Below are 22,189 nucleotides of genomic sequence, written 5' to 3' on the forward strand. Positions count from 1 at the left end.
AGGTCGCGTCAGACCAGGAGGCCTCCGCAATGACCGCCCATCGCATTCCGCTCTCCGAGCTCGAACAGGGCATCCCCTTCGAGCAGCGCCACATCGGGCCCGACCACGAGGCCCAGGCCAAGATGCTCGCGCAGGTCGGATACGGCTCGCTCGACGAGCTGACGGCCGCCGCGGTGCCGGACGTCATCAAGAACGCCGACGCGCTCGAGCTGCCCGGAGCCCGCACCGAGGCCGAGGTACTGACCGAGCTGCGCTCCCTCGCGGACCGCAACGAGGTGCTCGACTCGATGATCGGCCTCGGTTACTACGGCACCTTCACGCCGCCGGTGATCCTGCGCAACGTCATGGAGAACCCGGCCTGGTACACCGCCTACACCCCCTACCAGCCGGAGATCTCGCAGGGCCGCCTGGAGGCGCTGCTGAACTTCCAGACCGTCGTCGCCGAGCTGACCGGCCTGCCGACGTCCGGCGCCTCGCTGCTCGACGAGGGCACCGCCGCCGCCGAGGCGATGGCGCTGTCCCGGCGCATGGGCAAGAACAAGAAGGGCCTCTTCCTCGTCGACGCGGACACCCTCGCGCAGACCATCGCCGTCATCGAGACCCGCGCCGAGCCGACCGGCGCCGAGGTCGTGGTCGCCGACCTGAGCGAGGGCATTCCGGCCGACGTCGCCGGCCGCGAGATCAACGGCGTACTGGTCCAGTACCCGGGTGCCTCCGGTGCCGTACGCGACATCAAGCCCCTGATCGACCAGGCGCACGAGCTCGGCGCGGTGGTCACCGTCGCCGCGGACCTGCTCGCTCTGACCCTGCTCACCGCGCCCGGCGACCTCGGTGCCGACATCGCGGTCGGTACCACCCAGCGCTTCGGCGTCCCGATGGGCTTCGGCGGGCCGCACGCCGGTTACATGGCGGTGCGCGAGAAGTTCGCCCGCAGCCTGCCGGGCCGGCTCGTCGGCGTGTCCGTCGACGCGGACGGGCACAAGGCGTACCGCCTCGCCCTGCAGACCCGTGAGCAGCACATCCGCCGCGAGAAGGCCACCAGCAACATCTGTACCGCCCAGGTGCTGCTCGCCGTGATGGCGGGCATGTACGCGGTCTACCACGGCCCCGAGGGGCTCAGGACGATCGCCCGGCGTACGCACCGCTACGCCACGATCCTCGCCGCGGGCCTGGAGGCCGGCGGAGTGGAGGTCGTCCACGGCTCCTACTTCGACACGCTGACCGCGCGGGTGCCGGGCCGGGCCGCCGCGATCGTGGCCGCCGCCCGCGAGGGCGGGGTCAACCTGCACCTCGTCGACGCCGACCACGTGTCGATGGCCTGCGACGAGACCACCGGGCGCAAGCAGCTGGGCGCCGTCTGGACCGCCTTCGGCGTCGAGGCCGACATCGAGGCGCTGGACGCGTCGGCCGCCGACACGCTGCCCGAGGCGCTGCTGCGTACCGACGACTACCTCGCGCACCCGGTCTTCCACCTGTACCGCTCCGAGACCGCGATGCTGCGCTACCTGCGCAGGCTCTCGGACCGGGACTACGCGCTCGACCGCGGCATGATCCCGCTGGGCTCCTGCACGATGAAGCTCAACGCGACCACCGAGATGGAGCCGGTCACCTGGCCGGAGTTCGGGCAGCTGCACCCCTTCGCGCCCGCCGAGCAGGCGCAGGGCTATCTGACGCTCATCCGTGAGCTGGAGGAGCGGCTCGCCGAGGTCACCGGGTACGACAACGTGTCGCTGCAGCCCAACGCCGGTTCGCAGGGCGAGCTGGCGGGTCTGCTCGCCGTACGCGGATACCACCGTGCCAACGGTGACGATCAGCGCACCGTCTGCCTCATCCCGTCCTCCGCGCACGGCACCAACGCCGCCAGCGCCGTGATGGCCGGCATGAAGGTCGTCGTCGTCAAGACCGCCGGGGACGGCGAGATCGATGTCGAGGACCTGCGCGCCAAGATCGAGCAGTACCGCGACGAACTGTCCGTGCTGATGATCACGTACCCCTCCACGCACGGCGTCTTCGAGGAGCACGTCACCGACATCTGCGCCCAGGTGCACGAGGCGGGCGGGCAGGTGTACGTCGACGGCGCCAACCTGAACGCGCTGGTCGGCCTGGCCAAGCCGGGGCACTTCGGCGGCGACGTCTCGCACCTGAACCTGCACAAGACGTTCTGCATCCCGCACGGCGGCGGCGGTCCCGGCGTCGGACCGGTCGGCGTACGCGCGCACCTCGCGCCGTACCTGCCGAACCACCCCATGCAGCCGGCGGCCGGCCCGAAGACCGGTGTCGGCCCGGTCTCGGCCGCGCCCTGGGGTTCCGCCGGGATCCTGCCGATCTCCTGGGCGTACGTCCGGCTCATGGGCGGCGAGGGCCTCAAGCGGGCCACCCAGGTCGCCGTGCTGTCCGCGAACTACATCGCCAAGCGGCTGGAGCCGCACTACCCGGTGCTGTACACCGGGCCGGGCGGACTCGTCGCACACGAGTGCATCATCGACCTCCGGCCGCTGACCAAGGCGACCGGTGTGAGCGTCGACGACATCGCCAAGCGCCTGATCGACTACGGCTTCCACGCGCCGACGATGTCGTTCCCGGTCGCGGGGACGCTGATGATCGAGCCGACCGAGTCCGAGGACCTGGTGGAGCTCGACCGGTTCTGCGAGGCGATGATCGCCATCCGCGCCGAGATCGAGAAGGTCGGTTCCGGCGAGTGGCCGGCCGAGGACAACCCGCTGCGCGGGGCGCCGCACACCGCGGCGGCGCTGGGCGGCGACTGGGAGCACGCCTACAGCCGTGCCGAGGCGGTCTTCCCGGGCGCTGTCTCGGCGGCGGACAAGTACTGGCCGCCGGTGCGCCGGATCGACCAGGCGTACGGCGACCGCAACCTGGTCTGTTCCTGTCCGCCGCTGGACGCCTACGACGAGTAGTCGCCGCCGGGCGTACGTCGGGGCCGGTTCGGAGAGTGCGTCTCCGGGCCGGCCCCTCTCGTGCGCGGCGGCTGTCGCAGCAGGCCGCCCGTGCGGCTCAGGCGGCCGTCATCACCTGTCCCGTGCCCAGGGGGCGGTGCGGGGCGATGATCCGACCGTCGGGCAGGAGCTCACCGGTGTCCTCGAAGAGCACGACGCCGTTGCACAGCAGGCTCCACCCCTGTTCCGGGTGATGCGCCACATGGAGGGCGGCTTCCCGGTCGGCGGAGTCGGCTGTCGGACACGGTGGCTGGTGCTGGCACATGGATGGGATCTTTCGCTGGGTCGTGACGTATGAGCTGGCTGTCGTAGCTGTCCTGCGGCTCGGAACGCTGTCCATGGCCGCCCCCCGTCGACAAGTCGGTCTGGTACCAGTGTTGCCCCACGGGCGGCGATCCGCAGGGATTTGGCAGCAGCACTTCTCACAGGTTCATGACGCATCACCCGTGCGGACGGTTCACTCCAACTGCACTGTCTCTTCGGGTGGTTCGGGATAGCCGGATAGGGCTAGTCCGGACGGGGAAACGGGCCCGGCGACTCGTACGAGCGCGGGACAGCCCGGAAGAGCGGAGTGTCCCGCACAGGGCAGCGAAGTGCCCCGCAGCCGGGTCGACGGCTGCGGGGCGCGAGGCGTGACGGCGAGCTGCCGCCGAACCGGGCCCGGGCTTGCCTAGGCGGGCGAACCGAGCAGGGGTGCGGGTGTCACCCGGTGGGTGAGGACGGGCAGGAGTTCGGCGACACGGTGCGGACGGTGCGCCGCGATGCCGGGCGGAGCGGGGGCCAGCGGCACCAGCACATCGGTGGCGAGCGGGTGCCCCGTGCTGCTGTCCGCGACGCAGTCGCCGTGCAGCCACAGCGTGAGCATGTAGAGCTCCGGCACGGACAGGAGGCGCGGCTGGAAGGTCTGCTGCATGTTCTCCGCCTGGCGCAGGGCGCGCTCGGTGGAGGTGACGTACGGGCCCTCGAAGAAGTGGGAGAAGGCCCAGCCGTCGGGGGTCAGCATCGTCTCGGCGGCGGCCACCGCGCGCTCGCCGCCGCGGATCAGAAAGCGCCAGCCGGTGAGGCGGGTGGCGGCGGCGCCGGCGGGCGTGATCCGGTCAAGGACGTATACGGGCAAGGGGAGTTCGGGAGACACCGGTCCCTGGACGTTGCGCAGGGACGGGGTGTGCGCCTCGCGGACAGCGGTGGGGGAACCGAGTGCCGTGAGGACAGAGCGCAGGGCGGGCGCGGGAGCCGGGGGGACGTGCAGCGGCATGGTGGGTCGCCTCTCATTCGACAGGCAGGGTGGCGCGAGGGTGGGGGCGGGGGCGGACGACACTGTCAGCTCTCGGGGTCAGAGGGGCGGATGCGATGACGGCGTGCGCCTACTCTCTGCCTCGTTTGCAGAGTTTATACGACACGTGTTCACACAATGTTTCAGCTAGCTGTTCCGGGTATGAAGAACAAGCGCCTATTCGGTCGGCGAAAGGGGAGTTTGATCCCTGTTTCGTGCGGGCCGCGAGGAGCTGACCTCGGAATACCGCGTCCAAGTGGTCGGCCTGTTCTCGTCGGCGTTTATCACGAGCGCGAACGGGCGTGAAACTGCGCGCGGCACCATGCCTGGTGAATGTGCCCCGGGGTACTCGGCCTCAGCCTAGCGGGCCCGGGGCCAGGCCGGGACGTTATGGATCGCGATGTCGGGGCATCATCCACCGTGACCGTGTAACAGAGCGGCCGGAGCATCGGCCTACCCATCCAAGGAGGGAACTTCGATGGGAGAGAAGGTCGTGGCGGGGTCGTTCGACCTGTCCGATCGACAGCGCTACCGCAGCAAGCTCCAGGAGTGCCTGACGGGACTCGAGAGGTTGCTGGCGGAGGAGCGCTTCGAGCGTCCGCGGAATCTGATGGGCCTGGAGATCGAGCTGAATCTCGCGGGACCGGACGGCATGCCGCGGATGATGAATGCCGAAGTACTCGACAGGATAGCGAGCCGGGATTTCCAAACAGAACTCGCCATGTTCAATCTGGAAGTGAACATAGCGCCACACCGATTGGCGGGGCGGGTTTTCGACCAGCTCTCCGAAGAGCTGAACACCTCCCTCGCGTATGCCCACCGCAAGGCCAAGGAGGTCGACGCCGGAATCGTGATGATCGGCATTCTGCCGACCCTCGGCCGCGACGACCTGGTGTCCTCGAACCTGTCGGACGTCGACCGCTACACCCTGCTGAACGACCAGATCGTGGCCGCCCGGGGTGAGGACTTCGCACTCGACATCGACGGGGTGGAGCGTCTCGTCTGCACGTCGAGGTCCATCGCACCGGAGGCGGCCTGCACCTCCGTACAGCTGCACCTGCAGGTCACCCCGGGGCGGTTCGCCGACGTGTGGAACGCCGCGCAGGCGATCGCCGCCGCGCAGGTCGCGGTCGGCGCCAACTCGCCGTTCCTGTTCGGGCACGAGCTGTGGCGGGAGTCGCGGCCCCCGTTGTTCCTGCAGTCCACGGACACCCGGCCGCCGGAGTTGCAGGCCCAGGGGGTGCGGCCGCGGACCTGGTTCGGGGAGCGGTGGATCTCGTCCGCCCACGACCTGTTCGAGGAGAACCTGCGTTACTTCCCGGCGCTGCTGCCGATCTGCGACGACGAGGACCCGCTGAAGGTGCTCGACGGCGGCGGCACCCCGAAGCTGTCCGAACTGGTCCTGCACAACGGCACCATCTACCGCTGGAACCGGCCGGTGTACGACATCGCCGACGGTGTGCCGCACCTGCGCGTCGAGAACCGCGTGCTGCCCGCCGGTCCCACGGTCACCGACGTCATCGCCAACACGGTCTTCTACTACGGCCTCGTGCGGGCGCTGGCCGACGAGGCGAAGCCGGTGTGGACCCGGCTGCCCTTCGAGGCCGCGGCGGCCAACTTCGACGCCGCGTGCCGTGACGGCATCGACGCCCGCCTGGAGTGGCCGCAGCCGGGCCGGCACGGCGGGACCGCCCAGGTGGACGCCGTCGACCTGGTCCGCGACGAGCTGCTGCCGCTGGCGGCGGCCGGGCTGGACGCGTGGGGCATCGAGCCGGCCGACCGGGACTTCTATCTCGGGGTGATCGAGGAGCGGTGCCGGCGCCGGGTCAACGGTGCGAGCTGGCAGGCGGCCACCTTCCACCTGGCGACGGAGAAGGGGCTCGGCCGGGAGGCCGCACTGGCCGCGACCACCAAGCGGTACTCCGAGCTGATGCACGCCGGGGAGCCGGTGCACACGTGGCCGGTGGGGCTGCCGGAGCCGGTGCCTCTCGGGTGACCTCCGACGGGTGCCGCCGCGCCCCCGTGCGAGCCTGCCCCCGGGTGCCGCCGCGCCCCACGCGAGCCTGCTCCCGGGGGGCGCGGCGCCCCCCGGCGGACGGCCGGGCGGAGGTCAGGCGTTGTGGGCGAACACCTCCTGCGTGGAGAGGACCAGCGCCCGGTTGTGCCCCGGATCGCCCCGCTCGGTGACCGAGGGGTCGCGGGGTAACCCCGGGTGCCGCCGCCCCTCGTGCCGGCCGCCGCGGCACTGAGCCGGATGAGCGCGGGCAGCCCCGTCGCGCCGGCCGGGGCGATGTCCGGGGAGGCGGCGACCTGGAGGCGTCACCTCGTCCCGGCAGGAGGATCCGAGGACGAACAATCCGCCGCGCATCGCGGCCGCGGTGCCCGCCGCGACGGTGAGTACGAGGACGGTGGCGACGGCCACGTTGCGGCGGCGGACGCGAGGGCGGGGGGCGGGGGCACCCGCTCCGTACTCGTCGGGCAAGCTGTGACGTCCCATGGCGGTTGCCCTCCCTGATGAGCCCCGAGCCGTGAACAGCCGTATGGCAGGACACGAGGGAGGTACGCCTCGACGGTGCCCGTCCCCCGACGGCCTGTCGCGCACGGTCTTCGCAACTTCTTTCGAGACCCTGGCGGGGCGTGTACGGGGATGAGGCGGGAGTGCTCAACCGAAGGAGTGACTGCAGGTGGAGGCAGGGGCGGTGGCCGGTTCCTTTCCCGAGAGGCGGTTGTCACGACGGATTCTCCGGGACGAGACCTTGCTGGTCCTCGGGCTCTCGCTCGGCGCGAGCGGGGTCTCCGCGCTGATCAGCTTCGTCGGATCGGTCACCAAGCCGGGGGGCCTCAAGGACCAGGCGGCCACCCTGAACGCCTCGGCCGCGCCGGGACGTCCGTGGCTCGATCTGGCGTGGCAGCTGTTCGGCATCGCGTCGGCGCTGGTGCCGGTGGCGCTGGTGGCCCACTTCCTGCTGCGCGAGGGGGAGGGGCTGCGCACGCTCGGGTTCGACCGGACGCGTCCCTGGCCGGACCTCGGTCGCGGCACGGCGATCGCGGCGGTGATAGGCAGTACGGGCATCGCCTTCTACCTGGCGGCCCGGGGCTTCGGCTTCAACCTCACGGTGGTGCCCGAGGCCCTGCCCGAGGTGTGGTGGAAGTACCCGGTGCTGATCCTCTCCGCCCTCCAGAACGCGGTCCTCGAAGAGGTGATCGTCGTCGGCTACCTGCTGCGCCGCCTCGGGCAGTTGGGGTGGACCCCGGGCACGGCACTGGTGGCGAGCGCGGTGCTGCGCGGCTCGTACCACCTCTACCAGGGCGTCGGCGGGTTCCTCGGCAACATGGCGATGGGTCTGGTCTTCGGCTACCTCTACCGGCGCTGGGGCCGGGTCGGACCGCTCGTGGTGGCCCACTCGCTCCTCGACATCGGGGCGTTCGTGGGATACGCGCTGCTGGCGGGCAGGGTGGGGTGGCTGCCGACCGCGTGAGTGCGTCCGGCGTCGGGCTTGGGTGCGCGGCCGGAGCAGGTGTGCCTGGGCGTGGGGCGTACGTGGTTTCGTACGCCCCGTGTGCCCGCCGCCGTACGAGGTGCGCCGGGTGATCGTGGCCGGCGCCGTCCCAGCTACGCCGGGGGCGGTGTCCCCCTGAGCTCGCCGCTCGCCGGATGCGTCAGGATCGCGCTCGCGACGACATCGAAGAGGTGAGCGGAGCGGGGGGCGAGCGAGGGCTGATCGCTGAGCCACGCGAGCGCCGCTACCAGCGCGAAGAGATCGGTGCCATCGATGTCGGTCCGCGCCGTGCCCGCGGCCTGGGCTCGGGTGAGGAGCTGCGCACCGGCCGCCCGCAGGGTGACGCAGGAAGCGTGGAGTGCGGACTCGGTGTCCTCGATGGCGGATGCCATCAGCTCGGTCACGCCCCGGTACTCGGTCGTCCAGCCGACGCAGTCGCGCAGCCACGATACGAGAGCGTCCTCGGGCGAGTCCGACGTCGCGAGCTCGCCCGCCCTTGCCGTCAGCTCGTCGAAGTTCGTGCGGAGCAGGGCCTCGAGGAGCGCCTCGCGTGTCGGGAAGTGACGCAGCAGCGTCGCGAGCCCGACGTCGGCCCTGCGCGCGATGTCGCGCAGTGACACGTCGACGCCCTGCTCGGTGATGGCGGTGCCCGCTACTGCGAGCAGGTGGTCGCGGTTCTTCCTGGCGTCGGCCCGCATCTGTCCCTCTTGACTTTCCGGATCAGTGGTCCATATATTCGGATCAGTGGTCCACTTATGTGGAGCGCTGATCCGGATACAAGGCTATCCCGCGCTGCGGGCAGGAGAAGACGATGCCGACACGCATGATGAGGGCGATCCGGCTCCATGAGCACGGTGGTCCCGGGGTTCTGCGGCAGGACGAGGTGCCGATCCCCGAACCGGGGCGGGGTGAGGTGCTGGTTCGCGTTCACGCGGTCGGCGTCAACCCTCCGGACTGGTACCTGCGCGGGGGGCTGACCAGGATGCCCGGGGAGACCGACTCGACGGTCAGCCTGCCGGTGATTTTGGGGACGGACGTGTCGGGCGTCGTCGAGGCCGTCGCGGAGGACGTGGACGGCCTCGCTGTCGGTGACGAGGTCTTCGGTCTCCTCCGCTTTCCCGGCTTCGGCGGCAGCGCCTACGCCGAGTACGTGGCCGCGCCCGCGTCGGATGTGGCACGCAAGCCGTCCGGCATCGATCACGTGCACGCCGCCGGGGCGCCCATGGCCGGGCTCACCGCGTGGCAGTTCCTGATCGAGGCCGGACACGATCACCCGTCGCCCTTCCAGAGGACCCGGCACCGTCCGACATCGATCGACGCCGGCACGACCGTGCTCGTCAACGGCGCCGCGGGCGGCGTGGGCCACTTCGCGTTGCAGCTGGCGAAGTGGAGGGGCGCACGTGTCATCGCGGTGGCCTCGGGAGGACATGAGGCGTTCCTGCGCGACCTGGGCGCCGACCGGTTCATCGACTACACCAAAAGCCGTCCCGAGGAACTCGTGCGCGACGTCGACCTCGTCCTGGACACCGTGGGCGGTCCCGACAGCAGGCGTTTCCTGCGTACGCTCAAGCGTGGCGGAGCCCAGTTCCCCGTCCTTCCCGGGGACTTCGACGAGGAAGAGACCGCGAAGCTGGGCGTCACCGTCTCGAGCGCCCAGGTCCGCTCGAACGGCGCGCAGCTCGCCGAACTGGGACGCCTTCTCGACGCGGGCACGGTTCGCGTCGCCGTGGACAGCACGTTCCCGCTCGCGGATGCCGGGGCGGCGCACGAGCGCGCCGCCCGAGGGCACATCCGAGGCAAGATCGTGCTCACGGTCGCTCAGGGGCGAGCCGGCTCATAGCGGCGACATGTGCCGGTGTCTCCCGGGACCTCCTCACTCCGCCGGGCACAGAACTCCGTCGATGACGGTGACCGCGTGGCCGGTGAGCAGGGTGCGGTCGCCGCGCAGTTCGGTGCGGACGCGGCCCGAGCGGGGTGACGCCTGGAGGCCCGTCAGGTCGGGGCTGCCGAGACGCGCGGACCAGAACGGTGCGAGGGCCGTGTGGGCGCTGCCGGTGACCGGGTCCTCGTCGATGCCGACATTGGGGAAGAAGCAGCGGGAGACGAAGTCGTAGCCCTGGGAGGGGTCTTCGGCGCGGGCGGTGGCGATGATGCCGCGCTCCGAGTACCGCGCGAGGGCCCTGTGGTCCGGGGTGAGACCGAGGACCGTCTGCTCGTCGGCGAGTTCGATCAGCAGGTCGCCGATGTTGGGGCCCGTGTCGAAGGCGGTGAGAGGCTCCGCGCCCAGGGCTTCGGCCACGCCGTCGGGGATTGTGGCCGCGGTGAGCGGGGCGGTCGGGAAGTCCAGGGTCAGGGAACCGTCCTCCCGGGGCGTCGCGATGAGCACACCGCTGCGGGTCGCGAAGCGGACCGGTCCCGCGTGGGCGCCCGTGGTGTGCAGCACGTGCGCGGCGGCCAGGGTGGCGTGACCGCACAGCGCGACCTCGGTGACGGGGGTGAACCAGCGCAGGGCCCAGTCGGCGTCGCCGCCCTCGGCCAGGCGGTGGACGAACGCCGTCTCGGCAAGGTTGACCTCGCGGGCGACGTCCTGGAGCCAGGTGTCGTCCGGGAAGGCGTCGAGGAGCAGGACCCCGGCCGGGTTGCCGGCGAAGGGGCGGTCGGTGAAGGCGTCGACGATTCGAATGCGCATGACGGTGACGCTAGTCCCCGCCCGGAGCCGCGGGCCAAGGCCAATCCGGCGGCGCCGGCCCGTTCGGCGCGGCGGCCGGTCCTCGGGGGAACTCGTTGCCCTCGGGGTCGGCCCTCACCAGGAAGCCGCCGTCGGCGTACTCCTCCAGCCGGCGCCCGCCGGGCGCCTCGACCCGCTGCTGCTCGGGGGCCGGGTCGGGGCTACGCGTCCCCCGTTCGCGGCGCGGTCGCCTGTTGTCGTCGGCGTCGCTGACGAGCCGGCCCGGGAGGCCCTTCGCACGGGGGCTGTCCTATGACAGTGAAGTCGACCGTTGTCAGCGAAGTTCGGTCACCCCGGGGATGTCTGAGTGGTGACATGTCGCTGGGACCTTGGCCCCCGGGGTTGGGGCATCAGTTCGCGCGGTGGTCGGCGTTCCGGGGCCCAGCGGCTGCGGACAAGGCCGCGGCTTCGTGGGCTGCGAGATCTTCCGAGGTCCCGACGAAAGCAGGTCCGGAGTTCGGAGGGAGGCGCTCGACCACCATCGCGATGGCCTCCTGCGCCGTGGCGGCCGGCCCGACGGTCTCGCTGCGCAGGGGGCCGGAGACCCAGTAGCCGCCGTCTGCCGCGGGCTGGATGAAGGGAACGTCCCACGTCCATTGCCACTCTGTGCAGCGGCTGAAGTGCAGCTCTCCCATTCCGGTCCACGGGAACAGTTGCCGCAGGCGGGGTTCGGCGTAGGCCGCCTCGAGCAGCACCGGACGGACGCGCCCGTCGTCGCGAACTTTCTGCCAACCCGCTTCGACCAGAGCCCGGCCTGACGTCGTCGTGTCCATGGTGACCATCATCCCAGCCGCTGCTCGTCCTCCGCTGATCGTTCGGCGGGCGTCGGGCGAACTGGAGAGGCTTGTCAGGTAAAACTTTCCGATATATCGTTGAAGCATCGCGACCGATCAACGATGGAATGGAGTGATTGCGATGCGTTCCCATGGACAGGAATTCGGCCACGAACACGGACATGGACACCACGGCGGGCCCGGCCATCACGGTCGGGGCGGCTTCGAGGGGCGGCGCGGGGCCTTCGGGCCCTTCGGTCCCGGTGGTCCCGGCTTCGGCGGACCGGGCTTCGGCCCCGGTCCCTGGGGTGGACGGGGCGGCCGGGGCGGTCCGCGGGGCAGGGCACGGCGCGGTGACGTACGCGCGTCGATCCTGGCCCTGCTCAAGGACCGGCCCATGCACGGCTACGAGATGATCCAGGAGATCGCCGAGCGCAGCGGCGGGGCGTGGAAGCCCAGCCCGGGCTCGGTCTATCCCACCCTTCAGCTGCTGGAGGACGAGGGCCTGATCGCCAGCGAGACCGAGGGCGGCAAGAAGTTGTTCGCACTGACCGAGGCCGGCCGTTCCGCGGCCGGCGAGGGTCCCGACGCACCCTGGGAAGAGGCCGGGCGCGGGGTCGACTGGGAAGCGCTGAGCGAGATCCGGCAGGCCGGTTTCGGCCTCATGGAGGCGTTCGGGCAGGTCTGGAAGACCGGCAGCAAGGAGCAGCGCGACAAGGCGGTCGCGGTCATCAACGAAGCCCGCAAGAAGCTGTACCTGATCCTCGCCGACCAGGACTGACGGACTGCGGTGGTGCACCCCGGCGGGGGCACGCCGAAACGAGCGGTTCTCCGGCCGTACGTCTTCGCGCCCCGGCCGGCAGGTGCGGCGCCCCGTGGAACTCCTCCACGGGGCGCCGTTCGTCGTGGTCGCCGACGGGCGGGGAACGCCGGTACTCGCCTCAGGTCACCAGCCCGGTCAGTTTGCGCAGTGACTCGTGCAGCGCGGCCGTCGCCGAGTCCTTGAGCCTGCCCGCCATCAAGGAGACGGCGGCGCCGGTGAACGCACCGTCGATACGGACCGTCGTCGCGTCTCCGTCGGGGATCAGCGTGTAGCGGGTGGCCACGATGACGGCCATGGGGCCCTCGCCCCGGACGGCCAGCGTGCGGGCCGGTGCCAGCTCCTCGACGGTCCACTCGACCTCGGCCGGGAAGCCCATGAGCTTCATGTTCTCCACGAACGTGCCGCCGACGGCCAGGACTTGGGGGGTGCCCTTGGGGAAGCTCGTGTGCGTGGAGTTCCACTCCCCGTACGACGAGAAGTCCGTGAGCCGCGCCCAGACCTTCTCGGCGGGCGCCTCGATCCGTGCCTCCGCGCTGACCTCGGCCATGCGACCACCCTTCGCGTCGGGCGCTGCGCCGGGCGCAGCGACGGTGTCGCGGAACGTAGCCGCAGGGCCTCGAACATTCAATACTGATGAACCGTCAGTACGTGCGGAGCGCTGCTCGCCGACCTGTTCCGGGAGGGGGCGCGCGTCATGACGCTGGAGTGGGACCCCGAGGTGCCCGCCGCCTCCGAGGGCGGTCCGTGGCGCGGGCGTCGCCCCCGGGTGCTGCTGTCGCGCACCGACGTCGGCGCCGGGCGCGAGGAGTGCGTCTGGGGTGCCCGGGGCGTCGGGGGCAGCGGGCGTTGAGGGCTGCTCTCGGGGCCCGGCCGGGCACGACCGCGCCACCCCGGCGTCCGCGTCATCGGGTCCAGCGTATGAGACAGGTGTCATAGGGGGTGACGCTCATGACCGTGCCTGTCATCATGTGCCGGTGCGTACGTCTCGGAGCAGTGCAATTGACCGTGGCAGGGGTTTCGGACTCGGCCTCGCCCTCGTGTCCGCGGTCGCCTTCGGCGGATCGGGTGTCGCGGCCAAGCCGCTGATCGAAGCGGGGCTCGACCCGCTCCACGTGGTGTGGCTGAGGGTCGCGGGCGCCGCCCTGGTCATGCTGCCCCTCGCCGTACGCCATCGCGCCCTGGTCCGGCAGCGCCCCGCCCTGCTCGTGGGGTACGGGCTGCTCGCCGTGGCGGGTGTCCAGGCCTGCTACTTCGCCGCGATCTCCCGCATCCCCGTGGGCGTCGCGCTGCTCGTCGAGTACCTCGCCCCCGCCCTGGTGCTCGGCTGGGTGCGCTTCGTCCAGCGGCGGCCGGTGACGCGCGCCGCGGCCCTGGGTGTCGTCCTCGCGGTCGGCGGTCTCGCGTGCGTCGTCGAGGTGTGGGCGGGACTGAGCTTCGACCTGCTCGGGCTGCTGCTCGCGCTGGGCGCCGCCTGCTGCCAGGTCGGCTACTTCGTCCTGTCCGACCAGGGGAGCGACGCGGGCACCGAGGCCCCCGACCCGCTCGGCGTCATCGCGTACGGGCTGCTGGTCGGCACCGTCGTCCTGACCGCCGTGGCCCGCCCCTGGACCATGGACTGGTCGGTGCTCGACGGCAGCGCGGACATGAACGGCACGTCCGTCGCCGCCGCGCTGCTGCTCGGCTGGATCGTGCTGATCGCCACCGTCGTCGCGTACGTCACCGGAGTGGTCTCCGTGCGCACGCTGTCACCGCAGGTGGCCGGAGTGGTGGCGTGCCTGGAGGCGGTCATCGCGACGGTGCTCGCCTGGGTCCTGCTCGGCGAGCACCTCTCGCTGCCGCAGATCGTCGGCGGTGCGGTGGTGCTGGCGGGCGCCTTCATCGCGCAGTCGTCGGCGCCCGCGAAGACACCCGACGGGCCCGTCGCCGGCGGGGCGGGCGGCGAGGAAAGGGAGTTGTCCGCGCGCGGCACGGCTGCCTAGGGTGCTGATCCTGCACTCGGACGCACGCGTTCTTCCGCCTCCGGCCGCCTGAATGGGGCCGTTCGCTCTGTCCTTCTGGCGGTGTGCGGGCGGGCTCGTCCTGCTGCTCGCGGTGCGTCCGCCGCGTCCGCGCGCGACGGCCGCCGTACGCGAACCGGCTACTCCCTGATGACGCTGCTCACGCGCTGGTGGGGCCCGTCATGGCGAGGTGGACGCGGCCGGTACGACGGTGGGGGCGTTCGGTGTGACGACCCTGTGCCTGCTGCCCTTCGCCCTGGCCGAGGGCCTGGTCCCGCACACCGGGCAACCCGCCCACATCGCGGCCCTGTTGGTGTACATCGCCGCGATCCCGACGGCGCTCGCGTACGCGCTGTACTTCGCCGGCACGGCCGTGGTCCGGTCGGCCACCGTCTCGGTGATCATGCTCCTCGAACCGGTGAGCGCCGCGGTCCTCGCGGTCGGTCTGCTGGGTGAGCACCTGACGGCGGCGACACTGATCGGCACGCTGGTCATGCTCGGGTCGGTCGCGGGGCCGGCGGTGGCCGAGGCGCGGGACTCGGCAGCGGCCACGCGCGCGGCGCGAGCGGAGGAGACGGCGCCTGTCTGAGCCGGACCTTCGAGGCCTGCGGGGGACCGCAGGCGTGCGAGGCGGCGGGTGCGGCAGCTCCGGGTGCGGGCCGTTCGGTCTGTGCCCGAGGCCCGCCGGTTGGAGCCCGCCGGTTGGAGCCCGCCGGCCGGAGCCCGCCCGCCGGAGGCGTGCCCGCCCGTCCGTGTCCGAAGTCTGTCGGCGGCGTGCGTGGAGAGCGCCGCGCCCGTCACCCGCGGCCGCAGCTCTCCCGGGCCGGGAGAGCCATGCCCCCTGCCCGTGTCCCGGGGCAGTCCGGCCGCGGGAGGAGTCTCACCCCCGCCGCCCGCGACCCCGTACGCCGCACAGGTGGCCCCACGTCACAAGGCCGCCAGGTAGTCGGGCAGCCCGATGCCGGGGGCGAGGTCGGCGGCGGGGACCGGCGTGCCGTAGCCCTTCGCCAGGGGCAGCACTCCGGTCCAGTGCGGGAGCGACAGGTCCTCGGGCTCGTCGTTCGGGCCGCCGGTGCGCAGCTTCGCCGAGACCTCGTTCAGGTCGAGGCGGATCACGGCGGTCGCGGCCTGTTCCTTGGCGTTGGCCGGCCGGGAGTCGCGGGAGCGGCCGGGCACCACGTGATCCATCAGCGCGTCGAGGGCGTCCCGCTTCTCGTCGGGGTCGGTCACCTGCTGGGCGACGCCGTGCACCATCACGGAGCGGTAGTTCATCGAGTGGTGGAAGGCGGACCGGGCCAGGACCAGACCGTCGACGTGCGTGACCGTCACACAGACCGGCAGCCCGGGGTCCGCCTGGCCGGCCATCCGCAGCGGGCGCGAGCCCGTCGAACCGTGCAGGTACAGCCGTTCGCCGACGCGCCCGTACAGGGTCGGGAGCACCACGGGGGCACCGTCGCGGACGAAGCCCAGATGGCAGACGTAGCCCTCGTCGAGTATCGAGTGCACCAACTCCCGGTCGTAGGCCGCGCGCTCCCGGGAGCGGGTCGGGACGGTGCGGTCGGTCGGGGTGTAGGCAGCGGACTGCGCCGTCCCTGGCTGGGTGCTCGTCTCCGACATTTGCGGCCTCCATTGCACTAGTGCATAATCTCTTTTGTGCTAGGAGAGTATCGGATCGAAGGGCGCCGCGCAGCCGAGATCGCCGCGAGCGTGGAGCGCGGGGTGGGTGCCGGCGATCTGGAGCCGGGGCAACTGCTGCCGCCGATGCGGGAGTTGGCGGCCGGTCTCGGCGTGAATCCCAACACCGTCGCGGCCGCCTACCGCACGCTGCGCGAGCGCGGGGTCATCGAGACCGCGGGGCGCCGCGGCAGCCGCGTGCGCGCCAGGCCCGCCACCACCGGACGGGAGCGGATCGGCGTCCGGGTGCCGCCGGGCGTGCGCAACGTGGCCGACGGCAATCCCGATCCCGCTCTGCTGCCCGGCCTCACCGAGGCGTTCGCGGCGGCCACCGCCCGGGCGGACCGCGAGCCGGTCATGTACGGCGAGGGCGCCGTGGACCCCGACCTGGCACGGCTGGCCCGCGCCGAACTGGACGCGGACGGCGTGCCGGACGGGCCCGTCGTCGTCACCTCCGGTTCGCTCGACGCCATCGAACGGGTCCTGGCCGCCCACCTGAAACCCGGAGACGCCGTCGCCGTCGAGGATCCGGGCTGGGGCAGCCTCCTGGACCTGGTGCCCGCGCTCGGGCTGCACACCGTTCCGGTACGCGTCGACGACGAGGGTCCGGTCCCCGAAGACGTGCGGCGCGCGCTGGAGGGCGGCGCGCGGGCCCTGATCGTCACCGGCCGGGCGCAGAATCCGACCGGGGCCTCGGTGACCGCCACCCGTGCGCGTGCCCTGCGCTCCGTGCTTCGCGCGCATCCCCGGACGCTGCTCGTCGAGGACGACCACGGTCACCGGATCGTCGGCCTGCCGCTGCACCCGCTGGCGGGCGTGACGCGCCACTGGGCCCTCGTCCGCTCCGTGGCCAAGGCCTACGGTCCCGACCTGCGGCTCGCCGTCCTGACCGGGGACGAGGTCACGGCCGACCGGGTGCACGGACGGCTGCGGCTGGGGCCCGGCTGGGTGAGCCTGCTGCTGCAGCGGGCCGTGGTGCACCTGTGGACCTGCGGTGCGGTGGACGCCGCGGCCGTCGCGGCGGACTACGGGCGGCGCCGGGACGCGCTGATCCGGGCGCTGGCGGAGCGCGGTGTCGCGGCGCACGGACGCAGCGGGATGAACGTGTGGGTGCCCGTCCCGGACGAGACGGGCGCGGTCGCGCGGCTGCTGCACGCGGGCTGGGCGGTCGCGCCCGGCGCCCGCTTCCGGATGAACGCGCCGCCCGGCATCAGGATCACGGTCTCCCCGCTCGGCCCCGAGGACATCGGGCCGGTGGCGGACGCCGTCGCCTCCGCCGTCGGTCCCGCGCCGGAGCGCCGGTACGTGTGAAGTCCCCGGAGGTCACCTCTGCGCCGTCGTCGGCGAGCGGTCACCTCCACGTCGCGGCCCGGCCTGAGTGAGCGCGGCGCCGGCGAGGACGATCACCGCGCCGACCGGTGTCGACCAGGCCAGCGACTCGCCCAGGACGGCGACACCCGCGGCGGTGGCGATGACCGGGATGAAGTACGTGACCATCTGGGCCGTCGTCGGGCCGACCTCGGCGACCAGGCCGTACTGGATGAGCACGGCGAACCCTGTGCCGAGCGCGCCCAGCGCGGCGATCGCGAGCAGCGGGACCAGCGGGAAGCGGGTGGGGAGCGTGGTGAACAGCGGCGTGACGAAGGCCAGTTGGACGGTGGCGAGGAGCAGCTGCGCGCCGGTCATCGACAGGTGCGAGGTGCCCGTACCGGCCAGGGTGCGGCGGAGGTAGATCCAGCCGACGGGATAGCTGAGTGAGGCGGCCAGCGCCATCGCGGTGCCCCTGGCGTCCAGGCCGCTGAAGCCCTGCCAGGCACCGAGCACCGTCAGTACGCCCAGGAAGCCGACGCCGAGGCCGGCCACCCGGACCCGGGTCGGCCGGTCCTCCGAGAGGGCCACCATGGACAGGGCCATGCCCCACAGCGGCGAGGTCGCGTTGCAGATGCCCGCCAGCGTGGACGGGATCGTCAGCTCCGCGTAGGCGAAGAGCGAGAACGGCAGCGCGTTCAGCAGGAAGGCGGCGACCGTGAGATGGCCCCACGTGCGGGCGCCACGCGGCAGCCGCTCCCGCTTCACCGCCATCGCCGCCGCGAGCACCGCGGTCCCGAACAGCAGCCGGCCGAAGGTGACCTGAAAGGGCGCGTACCCCTCGGTGCCGACCTTGATGAGAAGGAAGCTGAAGCCCCAGACGAGGGAGAGGGCCCCGAAGCGGAGCCGCCAGTCGAGGGCCGCGCGGCGGGGCGGGGCGGACACGGGGGCGGGGGTTCGACGGCTGGTGACGCTGCTCATGGACGTAACGATGAGGCAGCCGATCTCGTAGCACAAGCGAGATTTTGCGAGCGATATCTCGTAGCATCACTTACATGTTGAACCTGGAGCGCCTGCGTACCCTCGACGCCCTGGCCCGGCACGGTTCGGTCAGCGCCGCAGCCGAGGGGCTGCACGTCACGACCTCGGCGGTCTCCCAGCAGATGTCCAAGCTGGAGCGGGAGGTGGGACAGCGGCTGCTCGCCAAGAACGGGCGGGGGGTGCGTCTCACCGACGCGGGACGGCTGCTCGCCGACCACGCCGCGCGCATCCTCTCCCAGGTCGAGCTCGCCCAGGCCGACCTGGAGGCGCAGCGCGGCCAGGTGGCGGGCGAGCTGCGGCTGTCCGCCTTCCCGACCGCCGCGCGCGGGCTGTTCCCGGCCGCGCTGGCCGCCCTGCGGCGCGACCACCCCGGACTGCGCGTGCGTTCGTGCGAACTGGAACCGGAGGCCGGCGTCGCCGAAGTGGTGCGGGGGGATCTCGATCTGGCCGTGGTGCTCGACTGGTACAACAAGCCGATGCCGCTGCCCGACGGCCTGGTCAAGGCGGCCGTCCTCGACGATCCCGCGGATGTGGCGATCCCGGCCGGGCACCGGTTCGCCGGCCGCGCCGAGGTGGACCTCTGCGAGTTCGCCGAGGACGAGTGGATCACCTGGGGCCAGGGCGAGTTCTGTCACGAGTGGCTGATGTTCACCCTGCGCTCCAAAGGCGTCGAGCCGCGCATCGGCCATCGTGCCGCGGAGACGCACACCCAGCTCGGCCTGGTCGCCGCGGGCCTCGGTGTCTGCATCGCCCCCCTGCTCGGCCGGCACCCCGTGCCCAGTGGGGTCGTCATGGTTCCGGTGAAGCAGCGGGTGCGGCGGCACGTGTACGTCGTGTGGCGGGCGGACGCCGACCGCCGCCCCTCGATCCGGGCCGCGGTGGAGGCGCTCCGCGAGGCGGGCCGCGCCGTCGCCTCCTGACCGACGGCCCCCGGACGCCGGCGGATCCCGGCTACAGGGACGCCAGTTTGCGGAAGTCCCAGGACGCGACGGCGTCGGGGGTCAGCCGCATCCAGGCGTGGCGGCCGTCGTGCGGAAGTTCGTCGACGCCGAAGTTCTTTCGCGCGAACAGCCGCTCCACGCCCGCCAGTTCGGGGCACGGCTCGCCCGTGCGGGGCACCTCGCCGACGAACTCGACGGTGCCGGACAGCTCGGCGCCGCGCAGTTCGCCGTACTCCTCACCGGTGTCGACGACGACGGCGACGCGCGGGTCCCGGCGCAGATCGGCCCACCGCTTGCTGCGGGTGATCGAGTACAGCCAGAGCGAGGTGCCGTCCCAGGCGAACCAGAGGGTGCTCACGTGCGGAGCGCCGTCCGCCGAGACCGTGGCGACACGGCAGGTGCGCCGGCCGGTCAGGAACTCGTCCAGTTCGTCCGGCGTCATCATGATCTTCCGGCCCCGGCGCTGAGTGACGGCCATGCGGTCCCCTTCTTCCCGGACGTGCCCGCCGCATATGAAGACTGACGGTGCGTCAGCACAGCATGAGGCGTCTTCCGTCCGCACGCAATGGTCGTTAGTCTCGCCCGCTCCGGCCGTCCGTGACCAGGGGGAGCCATGCCGTCGTACGAACAGCTCAGCGAACTCCTCGATCCCGCGTCCACCGTGCTGCTCACCGTCGAGTGCCAGCAGGGCGTCGTCGGCCCGGACAGCGCGCTGCCCGAACTCGCCGCGGTCGCACGCTCGTCGGGAGCGCTCATGAACGTCGCCCGGCTGGTCGCCGCCGCACACGAGGGCGGCGTCCAGGTGATCCACGCGATCGCCGAACGGCGGCCCGACGGACGGGGGGCGGGCCGCAACGCCCGGATCTTCCGGGCGGCCGAACGGCTGCCGGTGCAGCAGCTCGCGGGCACCACGGCCGTGCGCGTCGCACCGCCCGTCGAGGTGGCCGAGGAGGACATCGTCGTACGGCGGCTGCACGGACTGTCGCCGCTCTCGGGCACCGACGTCGACCCGCTGCTGCGCAATCTGGGCTGCCGCACCCTGGTCGTCACCGGTGTCTCCGCCAACGTGGCCGTTCCCAACGCCGTGTTCGACGCGGTGAACCGGGGCTACACGGCCGTCGTGCCCGCGGACGCCATCGCGGGGGTGCCCGCCGACTACACCCCCCTGATGATCCGGCACACCCTCGCCCTGGTCGCCACCCTCACCACCACTGACGACGTGCTGGCCTGCTTCCGGCGGATCCGCCGCGTGCCGCGGGCCTGAACGCGCGGCCGGCCCCCCGACCGGCCGCGCGCCGGTCAGCCGAGCTTGATCGCGTCGCCGTCCACGGAGATCTCGGCGGCGGCCAGCGGCTCGGTCGCCGGGCCCTTCTTGACGCTGCCGTCGGCGGCGGAGAACTGGCTCCCGTGACACGGGCAGTTGATGATGCCGTCCGAGATGCCCTTCACGGCGCAACCGCGATGGGTGCACTTGGCGGAGAACGCCTTGAACGTGCCCGCGGTCGGCTGGGTCACCACCACGCCCTGGTCCGCGAAGACCTTGCCGCCGCCCTCGGGGATGTCGGCGGTCTTGGCCAGCACGGTCCCGGCGGCCGCACCGTCACCGCCGCCGTCCTTGCCGCCGGGCTGCACCTGGGAGGAATCGGACTCCTTGTCCTGCGATCCGCACGCGGTCAGCGCGACGGCGATCCCGGCCGCCCCGACCGCCGACACGACGGTACGGCGGGCCGGCCCGGGGACGGGCGCGGGCTCAAGCGATTCGCTGGTCATGCTGACGTTCCCTTCAACGAACACGGCTTCCATCCACCCAGGGGTACGTGCCGCCCCGGCACCCCGTTCAGACCGGCGGACGCCCGCCCCGCCGGGACACCACGGCGGGGCGCCCACCCGGCGCCCCCGGCCGCCCGGAACACCCCAGTAGCCTGGGACGATGCTCAAGGAAGTCATCGCGACCCGCTACATCACGCCCCTGCGTGAGGGCGGCTCGCTGCCGGGACTCGTCGAGGCCGACGATCTCGGCACGTACGTCATGAAGTTCACCGGTGCCGGGCAGGGCCGCAAGACGCTCGTCGCGGAGGTCGTCTGCGGGGGACTGGCCCGCCGGCTCGGCCTGCGGGTCCCCGGGCTCGTCACGATCGACCTCGACCCCGTGCTGGGCCTCGGCGAACCGGACCAGGAGGTGCAGGAACTCCTCAAGTCCAGCGGCGGCCTGAACCTCGGCATGGACTACCTGTCCCGCGCCCTCGGTTTCGACCCCCTCGCCTTCGAGGTGAGCCCCGAGGAGGCCGGCCGGATCGTCTGGTTCGACGCGCTGGTCAACAACGTCGACCGCAGCTGGCGCAACCCCAACCTGCTGGTGAGGCAGGGACAGCTGTGGCTCATCGACCACGGCGCCACCATGATCTGGCACCACAACTGGCCCGGCGCGCGGGCCTCGGCGGCGAAACCGTACGACGCCTTTGACCACGCCCTCGCCCCGTTCGCCCCCGACGTCGCCTCCGCCGCGGCCCGGCTCGCCCCTCTCGTCACCGAGGAGCTGCTGGCCGAGGTGACCGCCGAGATCCCCGCGGCGTGGCTGGCCGGCGAGCCCGGCTTCGACTCGGCCGACGCCCTGCGCCGCGCCTACGCGGAGCCGCTCCTGGCCCGCGCCGCCGACATCCACGAGCGCATCGAGGGGGCCGAGTGAACGGGCGGGACGTCTTCGAGTACGCGCTGCTGCGGGTGGTGCCGCGGGTCGAACGCGGCGAGTGCTTCAACGCCGGCGTGCTGGTGTACTGCCGTGCGAGATCCTTCGTCACCGTCCGCACCCATCTGGACGAGGCCAAGCTGCGGGCTCTCGACCCGGAGGCGGACGCCGCCGGTGTGCGGGCCGCGCTGCGTGCCGTCGAGGGAGTCTGCGCCGGAGGAAGAGCCGCAGGCCAGGCGGCCCACGACGACGCCGGGCGGCGCTTTCGGTGGCTGATCGCGCCGCGCTCCACCGTCGTCCAGCCGGGGCCGGTGCACACCGGCCTCACAGCGGATCCCGGCGCCGAGGCGGAGCGGTTGCTCGGGCTGCTGGTGAGGTAATGGATCACATGCGGGCGGTGTGCCGTTGACACCGCGTGCCAGGGCTTCTAGCGTCACGTCTGCTGAGGGTACTAAGCGGTCGCTCACCGGACGGGCGTACCGTGTGAGCCG

22 protein-coding genes and 3 pseudogenes are annotated in these 22,189 nt (G+C 72.1%); 13 read left to right on the forward strand and 12 right to left on the reverse strand.

Translation table 11 applies throughout. The annotated features are described in order from the left end of the window. Window positions 1-29: 29 nt before the first annotated feature. Window positions 30-2,915, forward strand: coding sequence for an aminomethyl-transferring glycine dehydrogenase (gcvP, locus tag AC0ZLC_RS33060; RefSeq protein WP_476755623.1), 2,886 nt, complete (start codon window positions 30-32; stop codon window positions 2,913-2,915). Between the two features lie 97 nt (window positions 2,916-3,012). Here the strand turns inward: gcvP and AC0ZLC_RS33065 are convergent, their stop codons facing one another. Both AC0ZLC_RS33065 and AC0ZLC_RS33070 read right to left on the reverse strand, forming a co-directional pair. After that, window positions 3,013-3,219: a DUF5999 family protein gene (locus AC0ZLC_RS33065; protein WP_476755624.1), complete on the reverse strand. Its 207-nt coding sequence runs from the start codon at window positions 3,217-3,219 to the stop codon at window positions 3,013-3,015. Window positions 3,220-3,624: 405 nt separating this feature from the next. Beyond that, window positions 3,625-4,209 carry a hypothetical protein gene (locus AC0ZLC_RS33070; protein ID WP_476755625.1) on the reverse strand — a complete coding sequence of 195 codons (585 nt, stop codon included), beginning with the start codon at window positions 4,207-4,209 and terminating at the stop codon, window positions 3,625-3,627. Window positions 4,210-4,705: 496 nt separating this feature from the next. Here AC0ZLC_RS33070 and AC0ZLC_RS33075 point away from each other — a divergent pair, with 496 nt between their 5' ends. Next, window positions 4,706-6,223, forward strand: coding sequence for a glutamate-cysteine ligase family protein (locus AC0ZLC_RS33075; protein WP_476755626.1), 1,518 nt, complete (start codon window positions 4,706-4,708; stop codon window positions 6,221-6,223). 284 nt (window positions 6,224-6,507) lie between these two features. Here AC0ZLC_RS33075 and AC0ZLC_RS33080 read toward each other — a convergent pair. Continuing rightward, window positions 6,508-6,724 (reverse strand): annotated as a pseudogene (locus tag AC0ZLC_RS33080) (hypothetical protein); the annotation flags it as partial. A 181-nt stretch (window positions 6,725-6,905) separates the two neighbouring features. Between AC0ZLC_RS33080 and AC0ZLC_RS33085 the strand changes: the two are divergent. Further along, window positions 6,906-7,706: a CPBP family intramembrane glutamic endopeptidase gene (locus AC0ZLC_RS33085; RefSeq protein ID WP_476755658.1), complete on the forward strand. Its 801-nt coding sequence runs from the start codon at window positions 6,906-6,908 to the stop codon at window positions 7,704-7,706. A 134-nt stretch (window positions 7,707-7,840) separates the two neighbouring features. On the opposite strand, the gene AC0ZLC_RS33090 is transcribed toward AC0ZLC_RS33085, so the two are convergent. Then, on the reverse strand, window positions 7,841-8,425 hold the full coding sequence (locus tag AC0ZLC_RS33090; protein WP_476755627.1) for a TetR/AcrR family transcriptional regulator: 585 nt from the start codon (window positions 8,423-8,425) through the stop codon (window positions 7,841-7,843). A gap of 113 nt (window positions 8,426-8,538) precedes the next feature. On the opposite strand from AC0ZLC_RS33090, the gene AC0ZLC_RS33095 reads away from it, so the two are divergent. Then, window positions 8,539-9,567 (forward strand): NADP-dependent oxidoreductase, encoded by a 1,029-nt coding sequence (locus AC0ZLC_RS33095; protein WP_476755628.1) that lies wholly within the window; start codon window positions 8,539-8,541, stop codon window positions 9,565-9,567. A 33-nt stretch (window positions 9,568-9,600) separates the two neighbouring features. Here AC0ZLC_RS33095 and AC0ZLC_RS33100 read toward each other — a convergent pair whose 3' ends face one another. From AC0ZLC_RS33100 to AC0ZLC_RS33110, 3 genes and pseudogenes are all read right to left on the reverse strand, one after another. Next, a complete protein-coding gene (locus tag AC0ZLC_RS33100) occupies window positions 9,601-10,416 on the reverse strand; it encodes a PhzF family phenazine biosynthesis protein (protein ID WP_476755629.1) in 816 nt (271 codons plus the stop codon). Window positions 10,417-10,426: 10 nt separating this feature from the next. Further along, window positions 10,427-10,618, reverse strand: a pseudogene (locus AC0ZLC_RS33105) (hypothetical protein); the annotation flags it as partial. A gap of 187 nt (window positions 10,619-10,805) precedes the next feature. Continuing rightward, a complete protein-coding gene (locus AC0ZLC_RS33110; RefSeq protein ID WP_476755630.1) occupies window positions 10,806-11,228 on the reverse strand; it encodes a DUF6193 family natural product biosynthesis protein in 423 nt (140 codons plus the stop codon). A gap of 142 nt (window positions 11,229-11,370) precedes the next feature. Between AC0ZLC_RS33110 and AC0ZLC_RS33115 the strand changes: the two genes are divergently transcribed. Continuing rightward, window positions 11,371-12,009, forward strand: a complete 639-nt coding sequence (locus tag AC0ZLC_RS33115; RefSeq protein WP_476755631.1) for a PadR family transcriptional regulator — start codon at window positions 11,371-11,373, stop codon at window positions 12,007-12,009. A 160-nt stretch (window positions 12,010-12,169) separates the two neighbouring features. Here AC0ZLC_RS33115 and AC0ZLC_RS33120 read toward each other — a convergent pair whose 3' ends face one another. Further along, on the reverse strand, window positions 12,170-12,598 hold the full coding sequence (locus AC0ZLC_RS33120) for a type II toxin-antitoxin system Rv0910 family toxin (RefSeq protein ID WP_476755632.1): 429 nt from the start codon (window positions 12,596-12,598) through the stop codon (window positions 12,170-12,172). 147 nt (window positions 12,599-12,745) lie between these two features. On the opposite strand from AC0ZLC_RS33120, the gene AC0ZLC_RS33125 reads away from it, so the two are divergent. From AC0ZLC_RS33125 to AC0ZLC_RS33135, 3 genes and pseudogenes are all read left to right on the forward strand, one after another. After that, window positions 12,746-12,901 (forward strand): hypothetical protein, encoded by a 156-nt coding sequence (locus AC0ZLC_RS33125; protein WP_476755633.1) that lies wholly within the window; start codon window positions 12,746-12,748, stop codon window positions 12,899-12,901. 118 nt (window positions 12,902-13,019) lie between these two features. Continuing rightward, window positions 13,020-14,030 carry an EamA family transporter gene (locus tag AC0ZLC_RS33130; protein ID WP_476755634.1) on the forward strand — a complete coding sequence of 337 codons (1,011 nt, stop codon included), beginning with the start codon at window positions 13,020-13,022 and terminating at the stop codon, window positions 14,028-14,030. Window positions 14,031-14,183: 153 nt separating this feature from the next. Next, window positions 14,184-14,637 (forward strand): annotated as a pseudogene (locus AC0ZLC_RS33135) (EamA family transporter); the annotation flags it as partial. A 338-nt stretch (window positions 14,638-14,975) separates the two neighbouring features. Here AC0ZLC_RS33135 and AC0ZLC_RS33140 read toward each other — a convergent pair. Next, on the reverse strand, window positions 14,976-15,665 hold the full coding sequence (locus AC0ZLC_RS33140) for a pyridoxamine 5'-phosphate oxidase family protein (protein ID WP_476755635.1): 690 nt from the start codon (window positions 15,663-15,665) through the stop codon (window positions 14,976-14,978). A 36-nt stretch (window positions 15,666-15,701) separates the two neighbouring features. Here AC0ZLC_RS33140 and AC0ZLC_RS33145 point away from each other — a divergent pair, with 36 nt between their 5' ends. Beyond that, window positions 15,702-17,033, forward strand: coding sequence for an aminotransferase class I/II-fold pyridoxal phosphate-dependent enzyme (locus AC0ZLC_RS33145; RefSeq protein WP_476755636.1), 1,332 nt, complete (start codon window positions 15,702-15,704; stop codon window positions 17,031-17,033). Between the two features lie 12 nt (window positions 17,034-17,045). On the opposite strand, the gene AC0ZLC_RS33150 is transcribed toward AC0ZLC_RS33145, so the two are convergent. Continuing rightward, window positions 17,046-18,011, reverse strand: coding sequence for a DMT family transporter (locus AC0ZLC_RS33150; RefSeq protein ID WP_476755637.1), 966 nt, complete (start codon window positions 18,009-18,011; stop codon window positions 17,046-17,048). 74 nt (window positions 18,012-18,085) lie between these two features. Here AC0ZLC_RS33150 and AC0ZLC_RS33155 point away from each other — a divergent pair, with 74 nt between their 5' ends. Next, window positions 18,086-18,991 carry a LysR family transcriptional regulator gene (locus AC0ZLC_RS33155; RefSeq protein ID WP_476755638.1) on the forward strand — a complete coding sequence of 302 codons (906 nt, stop codon included), beginning with the start codon at window positions 18,086-18,088 and terminating at the stop codon, window positions 18,989-18,991. Between the two features lie 31 nt (window positions 18,992-19,022). On the opposite strand, the gene AC0ZLC_RS33160 is transcribed toward AC0ZLC_RS33155, so the two are convergent. Beyond that, window positions 19,023-19,490 (reverse strand): pyridoxamine 5'-phosphate oxidase family protein, encoded by a 468-nt coding sequence (locus AC0ZLC_RS33160; protein WP_476755639.1) that lies wholly within the window; start codon window positions 19,488-19,490, stop codon window positions 19,023-19,025. 135 nt (window positions 19,491-19,625) lie between these two features. Here AC0ZLC_RS33160 and AC0ZLC_RS33165 point away from each other — a divergent pair, with 135 nt between their 5' ends. Continuing rightward, window positions 19,626-20,276: a cysteine hydrolase family protein gene (locus tag AC0ZLC_RS33165; RefSeq protein ID WP_476755640.1), complete on the forward strand. Its 651-nt coding sequence runs from the start codon at window positions 19,626-19,628 to the stop codon at window positions 20,274-20,276. 35 nt (window positions 20,277-20,311) lie between these two features. Here the strand turns inward: AC0ZLC_RS33165 and AC0ZLC_RS33170 are convergent, their stop codons facing one another. Further along, window positions 20,312-20,782: a Rieske (2Fe-2S) protein gene (locus tag AC0ZLC_RS33170; RefSeq protein WP_476755641.1), complete on the reverse strand. Its 471-nt coding sequence runs from the start codon at window positions 20,780-20,782 to the stop codon at window positions 20,312-20,314. A gap of 160 nt (window positions 20,783-20,942) precedes the next feature. Between AC0ZLC_RS33170 and AC0ZLC_RS33175 the strand changes: the two genes are divergently transcribed. Then, entirely contained in the window at window positions 20,943-21,698 is a 756-nt protein-coding gene (locus tag AC0ZLC_RS33175) for a HipA family kinase (protein ID WP_476755642.1), read from the forward strand. Next, complete coding sequence (locus AC0ZLC_RS33180; protein WP_476755643.1) at window positions 21,695-22,078, forward strand: DUF3037 domain-containing protein; 384 nt, start codon at window positions 21,695-21,697, stop codon at window positions 22,076-22,078. The genes AC0ZLC_RS33175 and AC0ZLC_RS33180 overlap by 4 nt, the downstream gene beginning before the upstream one ends. Window positions 22,079-22,189: the final 111 nt, after the last annotated feature.

The organism is Streptomyces sp. GLSS-08 (genome assembly GCF_056387915.1).